The sequence below is a fragment of the Archangium sp. genome, from assembly GCF_036389735.1.
Lineage (GTDB): Bacteria > Myxococcota > Myxococcia > Myxococcales > Myxococcaceae > Archangium.
This window is the reverse complement of record NZ_DASVWK010000068.1, coordinates 1-13,385: the sequence shown is the minus strand read 5'-3', so window position 1 is coordinate 13,385 and position 13,385 is coordinate 1. Positions and strand designations below refer to the sequence as shown.

10 protein-coding genes and 1 pseudogene are annotated in these 13,385 nt (G+C 69.5%); 4 read left to right on the top strand and 7 right to left on the bottom strand.

The annotated features are described in order from the left end of the window. Window positions 1-784, bottom strand: a 784-nt coding sequence (locus VF794_RS02660) for an undecaprenyl-diphosphate phosphatase (RefSeq protein WP_331107387.1), incomplete at its 3' end; no start/stop codon positions are given. 80 nt (window positions 785-864) lie between these two features. On the opposite strand from VF794_RS02660, the gene VF794_RS02655 reads away from it, so the two are divergent. Next, entirely contained in the window at window positions 865-1,362 is a 498-nt protein-coding gene (locus VF794_RS02655; RefSeq protein ID WP_331107385.1) for a YchJ family protein, read from the top strand. Here the strand turns inward: VF794_RS02655 and VF794_RS02650 are convergent. From VF794_RS02650 to metK, 4 genes are all read right to left on the bottom strand, one after another. After that, complete coding sequence (locus tag VF794_RS02650) at window positions 1,343-2,875, bottom strand: Do family serine endopeptidase (protein WP_331107383.1); 1,533 nt, start codon at window positions 2,873-2,875, stop codon at window positions 1,343-1,345. The two genes, VF794_RS02655 and VF794_RS02650, sit on opposite strands and share 20 nt — an antisense overlap. A gap of 120 nt (window positions 2,876-2,995) precedes the next feature. Next, complete coding sequence (locus VF794_RS02645) at window positions 2,996-4,564, bottom strand: mucoidy inhibitor MuiA family protein (RefSeq protein WP_331107381.1); 1,569 nt, start codon at window positions 4,562-4,564, stop codon at window positions 2,996-2,998. Window positions 4,565-4,575: 11 nt separating this feature from the next. Further along, window positions 4,576-6,402, bottom strand: a complete 1,827-nt coding sequence (locus VF794_RS02640) for a mucoidy inhibitor MuiA family protein (RefSeq protein WP_331107379.1) — start codon at window positions 6,400-6,402, stop codon at window positions 4,576-4,578. Window positions 6,403-6,488: 86 nt separating this feature from the next. Then, window positions 6,489-7,664, bottom strand: a complete 1,176-nt coding sequence (metK, locus tag VF794_RS02635; RefSeq protein ID WP_331107377.1) for a methionine adenosyltransferase — start codon at window positions 7,662-7,664, stop codon at window positions 6,489-6,491. Between the two features lie 247 nt (window positions 7,665-7,911). On the opposite strand from metK, the gene VF794_RS02630 reads away from it, so the two are divergent. The 3 genes from VF794_RS02630 to VF794_RS02620 all read left to right on the top strand — a co-directional run bounded on the left by VF794_RS02630 (window position 7,912) and on the right by VF794_RS02620 (window position 12,378). After that, on the top strand, window positions 7,912-8,496 hold the full coding sequence (locus VF794_RS02630) for an ABC transporter substrate-binding protein (RefSeq protein ID WP_331107375.1): 585 nt from the start codon (window positions 7,912-7,914) through the stop codon (window positions 8,494-8,496). Window positions 8,497-8,640: 144 nt separating this feature from the next. Next, a complete protein-coding gene (locus VF794_RS02625) occupies window positions 8,641-11,298 on the top strand; it encodes an efflux RND transporter permease subunit (RefSeq protein ID WP_331107373.1) in 2,658 nt (885 codons plus the stop codon). Between the two features lie 84 nt (window positions 11,299-11,382). Beyond that, window positions 11,383-12,378 carry a catalase gene (locus VF794_RS02620; protein ID WP_331107371.1) on the top strand — a complete coding sequence of 332 codons (996 nt, stop codon included), beginning with the start codon at window positions 11,383-11,385 and terminating at the stop codon, window positions 12,376-12,378. 4 nt (window positions 12,379-12,382) lie between these two features. Here VF794_RS02620 and ureG read toward each other — a convergent pair whose 3' ends face one another. Together ureG and VF794_RS02610 are read right to left on the bottom strand one after the other, a co-directional pair. Then, entirely contained in the window at window positions 12,383-13,111 is a 729-nt protein-coding gene (gene ureG / locus VF794_RS02615; protein WP_331107369.1) for an urease accessory protein UreG, read from the bottom strand. An 8-nt stretch (window positions 13,112-13,119) separates the two neighbouring features. Then, window positions 13,120-13,385, bottom strand: a pseudogene (locus VF794_RS02610) (urease accessory protein UreF); the annotation flags it as partial.

The following is a 13,385-nucleotide window of genomic DNA, read 5'->3' as shown; positions in this document are numbered from 1 at the left end:
GCACCACGCCCAGCACCACCCGGTAGATGATGAAGACGAGGGTGGAGCGGGTGCGCAGGTAGTTGAGGAGCCAGGCGATGGCGGCCCAGCCCGAGGCAAAGGCCACCAGCGTCCCCGTCCAGAGGGCCATGGCCGAGGGGCGCTCGGTGGCCTCCAGCAGGTGCTTGAGCTCGAAGATGCCAGCCAGGGAGGTGGCGGGGATGGAGAGCAGGAAGGAGTAGCGCGCCGCGTCCTCGCGCCGCAGCCCCAGCGACAGGCCTCCGGTGATGGTGGTGCCCGAGCGCGAGGAGCCGGGGATGAGGGCCAGCGCCTGCCACAGCCCCACGAGGATGGCGTCCTGCCAGCGCATGTCGGCCAGGGTGCGCTTGTGGGAGGCCAGCCGCTCCACGAGGAAGAGGATGAGGGCCAGGACGATGAGGCTGGCGGAGATGACGTAGAGCGAGCGCAGGGAGCTCTCGATGGCCTTCTTGAAGGCCAGTCCGCACACGCCGATGGGCAGGGTGCCCACGAGGACGAACCAGGCCAGCCTCGACTCCAGGGTGGCGAAGGGCTGGCGCCGCAGCAGCCCCTGGAAGAAGCCCGTCCCCAAGGTGACCAGGTCCTTGCGGAAGTAGAGGAGGACGGCGGCCACGGTGCCCAGCTGGATGACGGCCGAGTAGGCCGCGCCCGGATCCTCCCAGCCGAGCAGCTCCGGGACGATGCGCAGGTGCGCGGTGGAGCTGATGGGCAGGAACTCGGTCAACCCCTGGACCAGCCCGAGGACGATGGCTTGAAGAAGGCTCATACGGTGTGGGGAGGTGGATGTATGCGCTAGCCTGCGGGGCAGCAAGGGCCATTGCGCGGCCCTGTCGTCCAGGAACGTCCATGCCCCCTGCCCCACCCTGTCCCTGCTCCTCCGGCCTGCGCTACCGCGAGTGCTGCGCCCGCTACCACCGTGGCCAGGCCGAGGCCCCGGATGCCGAGGCCCTGATGCGCTCGCGCTACAGCGCCTTCGCGCTGCGCGAGGTGGAGTACCTCTGGCGCACGCTGCACCCCCAGCACCCGGACCGGGCGAGGCCCAAGGAGGAGCTGCTGCGCGAATTGCGCGCGGTGGCCAGCGGGCACAAGTACCCGCGGTTGCACGTGCTGGATCGCTCGCTGCCGCCGGAGACGACGGGGAGGGCCCAGGTGCTCTTCTACGCGCGCGTCTTCGAAACGGGGAAGGATCGCTCCTTCGTGGAGCGCTCGGAGTTCCGCCACGACGGCACGGGCTGGCGCTACCTGTCGGGAGACTCGCTCCCGCCGAGCGCCGTGCCCGGGCCTCCCGAGTCCCTCACCCTGGCCACCTTCCCCTCCGGCGCGGTCACTTCTCCGGAATCGTGAGGGCGCGCAGCATCCGGTTCTCGCCGATCTGCACGCGCAGGAGCACCACGCCGCCGGGCTTCTGACCACGGATGAGGTTGGCGAACTCGCGCGGGTCGCGCACCGGCTTGCCCCCCGCCTCGACGATGACCATGCCGGGCTGGAGGCCGGCGCGGTCCGCGGGCGAAGCGGGGTCCACGCCGACGATGAGCGCGCCCTGCTTGACGTCCGGAACCATGCGCGGGTCCACGCCCTGGAGGCGGAGTCCCAGCTTGCGACCGGCATCCTCCTCGCGGTTCTCCTCGGGAGCGGTGGCGACGCCCTCGAGGTCCGGGCGCTCGCCCAGCGTCACCTGCACCTGCTCCTGCTTTCCATTGCGGTAGACGCTCAACTTCACCGTCTCGCCGGGCTGGCGGAAGCCGACGTCGCGGGTGAGGCCGCGCGAGGACTCGATGGCCTTGTCGTTGAGGGTGGTGATGACGTCATCCGCCTTGAGCCCGGCCTTGGCGGCGGGGGTGCCCGGTTGGATGCCCGTGACGATGGCGCCCTTGCGCACCGGCACCTTGAGCGCCTGGGACAGGTCGGCCGTCAGGTCCTGCACCGACACCCCGAGCCAGCCGCGGCGGATCTTCCCCTTCTCGAGCTGCGGCAGGAGCACCTTGGCCATGTTGGAGGGCACGGCGAAGCCGATACCGGTGCCGCCGCCGACGATGGCGGTGTTGATGCCGATGACCTCGCCCCGGATGTTGAAGAGGGGCCCGCCCGAGTTGCCCGGGTTGATGGCGGCATCCGTCTGGAGGAAGTTGTCGTAGGGACCGGCCTGGATGTCGCGAGCGGTGGCCGAGAGGATGCCGGCGCTGACGCTGGAGGTGAGCCCGAACGGGTTGCCGATGGCCACCACCGGGTCTCCCACGCGGATGTCATCCGAGTTGCCGAGCCGCGCCACGGGCAGGTTCTTCACGTCGCCCTGAAGCTTGATGAGGGCCAGGTCGGTGAGCGGATCGCGCCCGAGCACCTTGCCGGTGAACTCACGGCCATCATTGAGGCGCACGCGGATGTCGATGGCGTTCTCCACCACGTGGTTGTTGGTGAGGATGAGGCCGCTCGGGTCGATGATGAAGCCCGAGCCCTCGCCCTGCTGGATGCGCTCCTGGGGACCGCCGAAGGGCGAGCCGGGTCCTCCAGGTCCACCGGGTCCTCCAGGCCCACCGGGGCCACCGAAGAACCGCTCGAAGAGGTCGCTCGGCATGCCCTCGGGTGCGGCGGGGGCACGCGCCTGGACCTCCACGTTGACGACCGAGTCCTTCACGGCTTGGACGAGGTCCGCGATGGACTGCGGGGCCTGTCCCGACCCGCCCACCGCGGCCTGGGCCTCGGCCTGGGGAGCCGGAGCCGGAGGAGTGCCCTGCTCCACCTTGGGGGCGGGTTCGGCCGGCGCCTCCCGGGTGCGTGCTTCACAGCCCGTCGCGAAGGCGAGCATGAGGGCATTGACCAGGACCAGTTGGGACACGAAGGCCGAGCGGGCGTACTTCATCGGGGGGCATCCTCCTGTTGGGGAAGATGCGGACCCCTCGTGGACTGACAACCACACGGCCCGCGGCAAACGGCGGACTGGAGGGCCCTTGCCCGCTCTCTCCCCCTCCCTCCGGTGCGCCTACAGCCCGCCCGTGTCGTAGCTGGAGGGCACCTCCACGTGGAAGACGAACTCCACGGAGCGCTGCTCCGCGGGGGCGAGCGTCAACGTCCAGGAGACGATGCCATCCATCGCATCGAGCGCGAAGCCGCTGGTGGTCTTCTCCTTGTCCAATTCCACCTTCACGTCATCGAGCTCGGAGACGGGGAGGTTCTCGGCCACCTCCACCACCTCGGGGCGCTCGCGGTAGTTGGCGAGTTTGAGCCGGTAGGCGTAGCGGAAGCGGCGCCGGCCGCCGAGGAAGCCCTCGTCACGGGCGATCTCCTCCACCACCACGCGCTCCACACGCAGCGACTCCTCGAGGCCGAAGGTGAGCTCGAAGGCGCCGCCCTGGGGCACCAGCTCCAGTGACTGCTGGCCGATGAAGCCCGCGGCGCGGAACACGTCCACGGAACCGGGCAGCAGCGGGAAGGGAGCGCCGTTGACGAGGCTGGCCACGCGGAACACCACCGGGTTCAGCTTGGGCGCGGTGCGCCAGGAAAAGGAGGACTTCAGCTTCGTGCTCGCCACGCGCAGCCGCATGGCCGTGCCATTGCCGGGCACCTGCGCCAGCTCGGGCACGAGGAGCTGCACGGAGAGGCCCTGCGAGGCCGCCTGGAGCGAGCCGGACGTCTCCGCCTGGGTCTGACTTCCCGACTGGGCGTGCTGGCGCCGCTCCTCGCGGTGGGCCAGCACCTTGCGCTCGGGGCCCCGCTCGTCGGCATACAACCCCAGGGGCTTGAGTTCCGGCGGCGTTGCCTCGGCGTGGGGCCGGGCGGTGGACAGCACCAGCCGCACCCCGGCCCAGTCCTCTCCGGTGGACTGGCGCACGGTGGCGAAGGTGGAGAGTTCCACGCGGCCCCCCGCCTCGTCGGGGCGCGCCTCGTAGGAAGGAGTCCACCCCGCGCCGCCCACCACGTACTGGAGCTCCACCCGGGCGCGGCCCTCGGAGGAGCACGCCAGCCGCACCTCCACCCGCCGCTCCATGCGCGCGGACGAGGCCCCCAGGTACCCCTCCCGCTCGCCCAGCGCGTCCAACTCCCGCTGCACCTCGCGCATGCGGGCGGCCCGTCCAGCCACCTCGGAGGCGGCACGCAACCGGGTGTCCAGCGCGGCGTCGAAGGCGGAGGCCCACGCACGGGGGTCCGGCCTCGGCGCGGCGAGCTCCCGCGTCACGCGCTGCACGGCCACGTCGGAGAGTCCCTCGCCCAGCTTCCGCAACGCCTCGTCGCGCGCGCGGGCGTCCACCAGCTCCGCCATCTCGCGCTCCAGGGCCTGGCGCTTCTTGCCCAGCGCCTCCATCTCGGGGGCGAACTGGCCCTCCAGGGTGCGCTCCTCGGCCACGAGGCTCTCCACGGCGGCGTCCTCGGAACGGGCGCGGAAGCTGGAGGGATCCGCCGCGGGAGGCACCGACTCGAAGACGGCGAGCGCGCGGCCGGTGCACGCCACCGTCTCCACCCGCGTCACCAGGGCGCGGTCCGGGTAGACGACGACGGAGGACACCTTCGCGGGGGCGACGAGCGCCAACATCATCAGTGGCAACGTGTGCATGGCGGCTCCCCCTATTGCTGGGTCTGCTGAAGGCGCCAGCCCTTGGGGTGGCGCACGGTGTACAGGAAGGACACGGCCGTCTTCTCCGAGGGGGGCACCGTCAGACGCCACACCAGCGTGCCCTTGTCCTTGTCCTGCTCGGCATAGGGCTCGGTGCGCGCGAGCTTCACCTCCACCTCCGCATGGCGCGACAGCGGCCACTGGTCGTGAATGCGCACCGGGAGGGCGAAGGGGTACGGGTTGGCCACCTCGATGGTGACGAGGTACTCGGTGAGCTCGTCCTTGCCGATGAGGCCCTTCTCGGACGTGAGGAGCTTCACGTTGCGCACCGGGCGCACCGCGGGGTCCACGCCGAGCGGCAGGGTGAAGGGCTCGCCCGGGGACACCAGCTCGAGCCGGGCATGGCCCGAGGGGTCCGCCCCGACGAAGAGCTGCACGTCCCCGCCGGGCAGCACCTGGCGCGAGGGGCTGCGCAGTTCCGCCACGAGGAAGGCCTGGGGGGTGACGCCCGGGTACAGCGTGCGATCCACCTGCACCGGCCACGTCTCGGAGAAGAGGGGCACGCGCCGCTCCCCTTCTCCACTGCGCACCCGCGCGCGGCGCTGCGCGGGGAAGGTCAGGGCATAGCCGCCCGCGAGCGAGGCCGGCAGGTTCGCGTCCAGCACGGGCCGCCGCCAGCCCTCCGGCGGAGCGAGTCCCACGGGCACATCGACCGGGGAGGGCTTGTAAGAGCGCGGCAGGGTGCCCGAAACAACGACCATCTCCTCCGTGAAGCTCTCCTCGAGCTCGTCGTCGGCCCGTGGCTGGGCCGGTGGCGGGGGAGGCGTCGTCGGAGGGGGGTGGCCGGTGAGCGCGAGCAGTCGCTCCCGGAGCCGTGCGTCCGCCTTTGGCTCCTCGGGAGGAGCTGGAGGCGCGGGCGGTGGGGAGCGCCAGGAGTCGGGGAGCGGCGTGGGCGTGGGGATGAAGCGCTCGCGCTGCCCGATCTTCCAGGTGGAGAGCTTCGGCGCGGTGGTGGCGGTGGAAGGGATGGCCGTGCTGAGCGAGAGCGCCGCGTCCTCCCAGTCCTCGCCGGTCTCCTGGCTCACGAGGCCGGAGAAGGCCACCTGGACACGGTTGGACTCGGGCTCGAGCCGCAGCTCATAGGAGGGGTACCAGCGCGCCCCCGAGGTGACATAGGAGAGCGTGACCGTCGCGGTGCCCCGCCCCGAGAGGGTGGGAACGACCTCCACACCCGAACGGGATGGCGCCCCTCCGAGCTTCCGCGCCTCCTGGACGCGCCGCGAGAGCTCGCGCTCCAGCGCCTCCTCACGCTGGGAGACCTCGCGCAGCTTCGCCTGGAGGCGGGCGGTGGACTCCACCAGGAAGTCGGAGGCGGCGCGCCAGCCCGAGGAATCGAGCCGGGAGACGGGCTCGGGTCGGGAGGAGCGCGAGGCACTGGGGGCGGGGCTGGCCTCGTCCGAGACGACGGGGCGCACCTTGCCGAGCGCGGCGAGCTGGGCGGAGTAGACCTCGCGCTCGGCACGGGACTGGACGAGCTGGTCATCGAGCCGCTCCAGCTCGGTGACGAGCCTGCGGGCCTCGGAGGCGGGCAGGGCCTCGGAGCCGACGGGGCGGAGGTCCACCCGCGTCACCTCGGCCCCCTGGGCCTCCACGCGGATGCTGGAGGTGTCCACCGGGCCATACAGGACGGGCAGTTCCACGCGCTGGGTGCCGGAAAGGCTCACCCTCGCCGTGCGCACCACACGGGCACGGTCACTGTAGACGGTGACGGAGGAAACGGGCGCATCCACCGCGGCGAGCCACAACGCGCCCAGGGCCGAGAGTCCGAAGACGGGCATGCCCACCTTGTACCGTGCCCCAAAAGAAAACGCGCGCGTGCCCAGGGGCCCGCGCGCGCTTCACTTCAACCAGCCTCAGCGGCTCTTCAGACTGCGGCCTTCAGCTTGGCGGAGGGACCCACCGCCTCGCGCAGGGCGTCCTTCTTGTCGGTGCGCTCCCAGGTGAACTCCTTCTCGGAGCGGCCGAAGTGACCGTACGCGGCCGTCTTCTGGTAGATGGGCCGCAGCAGGTCCAGGTTCTCGATGATCTCGCGCGGCTTGAGGCCGAACGTCTGCTTGATGGCGGACTGGATCTTCTCCTCGGGCACGGTGGCCGTGCCGAAGGTCTCCACCAGCACGCTCACGGGCTCGGCCACGCCGATGGCGTAGGAGACCTGCACCTCGCAGCGGCGCGCGAGACCCGCGGCCACCACGGTCTTGGCGATGTAGCGGCCCATGTACGCGGCCGAGCGGTCCACCTTGGACGGGTCCTTGCCCGAGAAGGCGCCGCCACCGTGACGGCCCATGCCGCCGTAGGTGTCCACGATGATCTTCCGGCCCGTCACGCCCGAGTCACCCATGGGGCCGCCGATGACGAAGCGCCCGGTGGGGTTGATGTAGATCTTCGTCTTGGCGTCGATGAGCTTCTTGGGCAGCGCCTTGGCGATGACATCCTCGCGGATGGCCTCGTGGATGCGCTTGTTGGAGATGTCGTCGGAGTGCTGCGTGGACACCACCACCGCGTCGATGCGCACCGGGCGGCCGTTGCGGTACTCGACGGTGACCTGGCTCTTGCCGTCCGGGCGCAGCCAGTCGTGCGTCTTGCGGCGCACGTCGGACAGGCGCCGGGTGAGCGCGTGGGCGTAGTGGATGGGGGCCGGCATCAGCTCCGGCGTCTCGTCGCAGGCGAAGCCGAACATCATGCCCTGGTCGCCGGCGCCCTGCTCCTTCTTGTTGTCCACGCCGCGAGCGATGTCCTGGCTCTGGCCCTCGATGGCCACCATGACGCCGCACGTGTTGCCGTCATAGCCCATGGAGCTGTCGGTGTAGCCGATCCGGCAGATGGTGCTCCGGACGATCTTCGGGATGTCGACGTAACAGTTGGTGGTCACCTCGCCAGCGACGATGGCCAGGCCCGTCTTGACCAGGGTCTCCACGGCCACGCGGCCCTGGGGATCCTTGGAGAGGATGGCGTCCAGCACCCCGTCGGAGATCTGATCGGCGATCTTGTCCGGGTGCCCTTCGGTGACGGATTCGGAGGTGAACAGGTAGTCGGTCGGCATGTCTTCTTCAGCGTTCGGAGGGAGGACCGCGCGCCTCTATAGGCGCAAAGCGCGGGCACACTAGACGTTGGGCTCTGGGGGAGTCAAACCCGTAGACTCGCGAAAGAATTCGGCGATTCGGACGGAAGGACCCCACGGGCAGGCGGCCTGCCCCCCGGGCCCTCCACCGGGTACCCCGTGAATAACACGCGCCTCGCGCCGTTCCTCTGGGCTACAGACAGCAGCTCTCCTCTCAGGAAGGACCCGAATGAAAGCGCTCCGCTCCCTCTCCCTGCTGGCCACCCTTGCCCTCGCCCTGCCGGCGCTCGCCGCGCCCAACGAGGCGGTGACCAAGCCGGTGAAGACCGTCGTCCAGTCCGTCCGCTACAACAAGGACGACCTGGCCCTCAAGCAGCTCGCCAACGAGGAGCAGGGCCGCTTCCTGCTCGGCGAGGACTGGGACAAGGGCACCGACGCCCAGCGCAAGGAGTTCACCAAGCTCTTCCACAGCCTCTTCTCCAAGATGGCCTTCCCCAAGGTGCGCGAGAACTTCAAGAACCTCGCCTCCATCACCTACGAGGACCCCGCGGTGGAGGGTGACAAGGCGAAGGTGAAGTCCACCATCGTCATCAATCACCCGATGAAGAAGCAGGAGATGAAGCTCCATTACTCGCTGGCCAAGGAGAAGGCCGACTGGAAGGTCGTGGACGTGGCCGTGCTCGGCGACTCGATGCTCACCGGCATCCGCGATGACCAGGTGCGGCCCATCCTGAAGCAGGGCGGCTGGGACCACCTGCTGGACCTGATGCGCAAGAAGGAAGCGGAGCTGGTCGCGCTCGAGAAGAAGAAGTAGTCACGCCGCACCCTGGGAGCGCGCGGGTCCGTCCGCTCGCGCGCTTCCCCGCTTCACCGTCGTTGGAATCCGAGGGCAGGCAAGCAACCAAGGCATCCGCCGCGCTTCAGACGAGTGCGGTTCTCCTGTAGGGTCCCGCGCCGAATGAGTGACTCCGCCCACAAGACGCCCCGCTTCGCTCTCGCCTACGCGCGCCTGATGGTCCGCAAGCCCGGACTCGTCCTGCTCGTGATCTTCGCGCTGCTCGGCGCGTCGCTGTGGGCGAGCTCGAAGCTGACCATCAACTCCAACCAGCTCGACCTCATCTCGCAGGACCTGCCCGAGGTGAAGGAGGTCAAGCGCGTCATCGACATGGTCGGTGGCAGCGGCTACCTCATGATGGCGCTGCGTGGAGAGAACGAGGCCACGCTCAAGAAGGTCGCCGACGACATCGCGGCGGACCTGCTGGCGGACAAGGAGCACGTCCGCTTCATCACCTACAAGGTGCCCGTCGAGTTCGTGCAGCAGAACATGGGCCTCTTCATCAAGACGGAGGACCTGACCGAGGGCAAGGCCCGCGTCATGGCCTACCTGAAGGATCAGCTGCGCCGCAACAACCCCTTCTTCATCGAGATCCAGAAGACCGAGCCGGTGAAGCTCGACCTGTCGGACCTCGTCGAGAAGTACAGCAGTGTCGGCAAGAAGAGCATCCGGGATGACTACTACATCTCGAGCGACCGCAAGATGGTCCTCATCCTCATCAAGCCGATGTGGGACGCCAACCAGCTGGGCCAGACCAAGGTCTTCGTGGAGCAGCTGCGCGCGAAGCTGGGCGCCTACGCCAAGACGGAGAAGTCCGGCGGGGTGGAGCTCAAGGAAGACTATGACCTGATGGGCAACGACAAGGTCGTCGCCTACGGCTTCACGGGCTCCTACAAGACGGCGGTGGACGACTCGTACGCCATCGAGGAGTCGCTCCAGCCGGTGTCGCTGCTGGCCTTCGCGGCCATCTTCCTCATCACCATCCTCTCCTTCCGCAAGTGGGTGCCCACCCTCATCGTGTCCATCGGCACGGTCGTCGGCACCGTCATCACCATGGGCTTCACCTACATCACCGTGGGCGAGCTCAACATGATCACCAGCATCCTCGGTGGCCTGCTGCTGGGGTTCGGCATCGACTACGGCCTGCACTTCATCTTCCGCACGCGGCTGGAGCTGGGCCAGGGCAAGCCCTACGACCAGGCCATCCAGGACGCGGTGATCAACGCGGGTCGGCCGGCGCTGGTGTCCGCAGTGGTGACGTCGGGCTCGTTCTTCGTGCTGATGATCAGCGAGTTCCGCGGCTTCAGCCAGTTCGGCTTCCTCGCGGGCGCCGGCACCTTCATCATCGGCGTGCTGCTCTTCGCCTGGAGCCCGGCGCTGCTGGCGCTGCTGGGCCGCATCAATCCCGAGCTGCCCAAGAAGCTCATTGGCGAGATGAAGCCGCCGGCCACGCAGAGCGCCACCACGGGCAAGGAGCTGCGCATCCCCAAGCCCGGGCTCATGCTCGCGGTGTCCACCATCATCGTGGCCCTCATGTGCGCCCTGGCCGTGCCCTGGAGCGACGTGGACGTGCCCACGGACAAGCCCGCCTCCCTGGCCGAGCGCATCAAGGCCGGCGTGCGCTTCAACTACAACAGCCGCGCCCTCATCCCCGAGGGCCAGCCGTCGGTGCGGCTCCAGGATGAGATCAGCCAGCGCTTCAACATCTCCAGCGATCCCATCGCCGTCTACACGAAGACGCTGGAGGAGGCGAAGGCCGTCTACGACGAGCTCACGGATCCGAAGAACAAGGAGAAGTACTCCGCCGTGGACCAGGTGGTGAGCATCTACACCTTCGTCCCGCCCCCGGCGACGGCCGCGGCCAACGAGAAGATCCTCCAGGAGTGGAAGGAGGAGCTGAAGGACATCGACGTCACGGCCTTGCCTCCGGAGATGCAGGAGAAGGCGGCCCTCTTCATGAAGATGCTGGACGCCAAGCCGTTCGACGTGCACGGCGTGCCGGACGTCTACGCCTCGCAGTTCCGCCACCTGAAGGAGACGCAGCCGGAGAACCACGGCTTCCTCACGTTCATCTACCCGAACGTGGACCTGTGGGACGGCAAGAAGATGCTCACCTTCGTCGACCAGACGAGCAACATCCCCACGCCGGAGGTCAAGGACGCGTCGGGCAAGGTGCTCGCCGAGGCGCAGGTGCGCCGGGCCGCGGGGGCCGCGCCCCTGTTCGCCCGGCTGGCGCGCATCGTGCTCGCCGATGGCAAGCTGACCGTGCTCCTGGTGACGCTGTGGATCCTGGTGATGCACTTCCTGGACTTCCGCAACGTGAAGCTGGCGCTGGCGTCCGTCATCCCCCTCACGGTGGGCCTCGCCATGATGCTCGGCCTCATGACGCTGACGGACCTGCACCTGAACTTCATGAACATCATCATCCTGCCCATCCTCCTGGGCTTCGGGGTGAGCCACGGCCTGTACCTGCTACACCGCTTCCTGGAGGGCACCTCGCCCGTGGTGGCGCTGCGCAGCGTGGGCGCGGCGGTGGCCTCCTCCACCCTGACGACGGCCGCGGGCTTCGCCGCCCTCCTCGTCGCCAGCCACAACGGCCTGAAGTCCATGGGCCTGGTGGCATGCATCGGGCTCATCACCACCCTGGTGGTGTCCTTCACGGTGCTCGCCGCGGTGATGCAGGTGATGTGGGACCGGCAGCCGGCCCGGCGGAAGGATGGGGAAGGCGTGCGGCACGCGACGCCCGGCGAGAAGTCGGCCGACAAGTCCGAGGCGGCCTGAGGCCCCCCCCGCTCCCACCGGGCATGAAATCGGGCTAGGTTGCGCCGGATGACTCTCCCCGGCGCAACCGATTGGAAGGAAACCGTGGCTCCCGACGAGGTGGAGCGCTTCGAGCGCTACGCCTCCGAGCTGCGGGAACTGCAGAGGAAGAATGCCCGTGGCGGCCCTCCCTCGCGCGCACTGCACGCCAAGGCCCATGTCGGGGCCTTCGGCGAGCTCACCGTCTCCCCGGGTCTGCCCGAGCCGCTCCGCGTCGCCCTCTTCGCCGAGCAGCGCACCTGGCCCGTCTACGCGCGCTTCTCCAACGGCTCGGGCCGCAACCAGCCGGATCGCACCGCGGACATCCGAGGCCTCGCGCTGAAGCTCATCGGCGTCCCGGGTCGCAAGCTCATCCCTGGCCTCGAGGACAAGCTCACCCAGGACTTCCTCTTCGTGCAGCTCCCGACGATGCCCTTCGGCACCCCGGACGAGTTCCTCGCCTTCGTGCGCACCGCCGCCAAGGGGCCCGCGCTGCTGGTGCCGCGCCTCATCGGTGCCCTGGGCCTCGGTCGTGCCCTCTCCCTGCTCAAGGGCCTCGCCTCGATGCCCAAGGTGGGCTCCCTGGCCACCACGCCCTTCTACACGGCGCTGCCGCTGCGCTTCGGCGCCACGGCGGCCAAGCTCGCCGTCTTCCCCGTGGGCCCCACGGAGGTGCACCCGGCGTCCGGCGCGCCCGCGGGCCTGCGGGACGACCTCGTCACCCGCCTGCGCAACGGCCCGCTCACCTGGAGCCTCCGCGCCCAGCTCTTCGTGGACGAGCGCACCACGCCCATCGAGGACGCCTCGGTGCCCTGGCCCGAGGACCGCTCGCCCTTCCACGAGCTGGCTCGGCTCGTACTGCCCCAGCAGGACCTCCTGTCCGCGCGCGGCACCCAGCTCGAGGGGAAGATCGAACGGATGTCGTTCGACCCCTGGCACTCCGTGGAGGAGCTACGGCCGCTGGGCGCGATGATGCGCGCGCGGGCCATCGCCTACCGCGAGAGCGTCCTCGAGCGGCAGGCGGCGCCCGAGCCCGACGAGGCCGTGAAGCTCGCCGGGTAGGACGTCAGGCCGAGCCCGTGGCCTTGCGCCAGGCTCCGAGCAGGTGGTGGATGACCTCCTGGAGCCCCACGCCCTTCGTCACCTGGGTGAAGACGAAGGGCCCCTCTCCGCGCATCTTCCGGGCGTCCCGGTCCATCACCGACAGGTCCGCGCCCACGTGCGGCGCCAGGTCCGTCTTGTTGATGATGAGCAGGTCGGACTGGGTGATGCCCGGCCCGCCCTTGCGCGGCACCTTGTCCCCGCCCGCCACGTCGATGACGTAGACGGTGTAGTCCGCCAGCTCGCGGCTGTACTGCGCCGCCAGGTTGTCGCCCCCGCTCTCGACGATGAGCAGCTCCGGCTTCAGCTCCTCCATCAACTCCTCGAGCGCCAGCAGGTTGTGGCTGATGTCCTCGCGGATGGCCGCATGCGGGCAGCCTCCCGTCTCCACCGCCTTGATGCGCTCGGGCGAGAGCGCCTGGTTGCGCACGAGGAACTCGGCGTCCTCCTTGGTGAAGATGTCGTTCGTCACCACGCCCAGCCGGTAGTTCTCCCGCAGCGCCCGGCACAGCGCCAGCACCAGCGCCGTCTTCCCGCTGCCCACCGGCCCGCCGATGCCGATGGTGAAGGCCCGCGAGGAGAAGTCGCGCCGCTGGGGCTCGTCGCGCTCGTGGAAGTGGCCCGGGTGGTCCCACTCCTCGTGCGTGTGGTCGTGGTCGTCGTCATGGCCGTGGCCGCGGTGGTCGTCGTGCATGGTTCACCTCAAGAAAGGAAGAGCCGCGAGTAGAGCCGGTCGTGCGTGGCGCCGAGCAGGTCCATCAGCGGCGATGTCTGGGCCAGCGACTCCAGGCCCAGCCCGGCACAGCGCTCCAGCACCGCGTCCAGCAGGGGGGCGCACTGGTGTTGGAGCTGGTGGGACTCGTGGATGCCCACGATGCCCAGCCGCACCGCCGCGGACAGCGCGCCCCTCAGGGTGAGGGACAGGAAGAGCCGCTGCGCGTCGGGCAGCTCGAGCTCCAGGGCGCGCA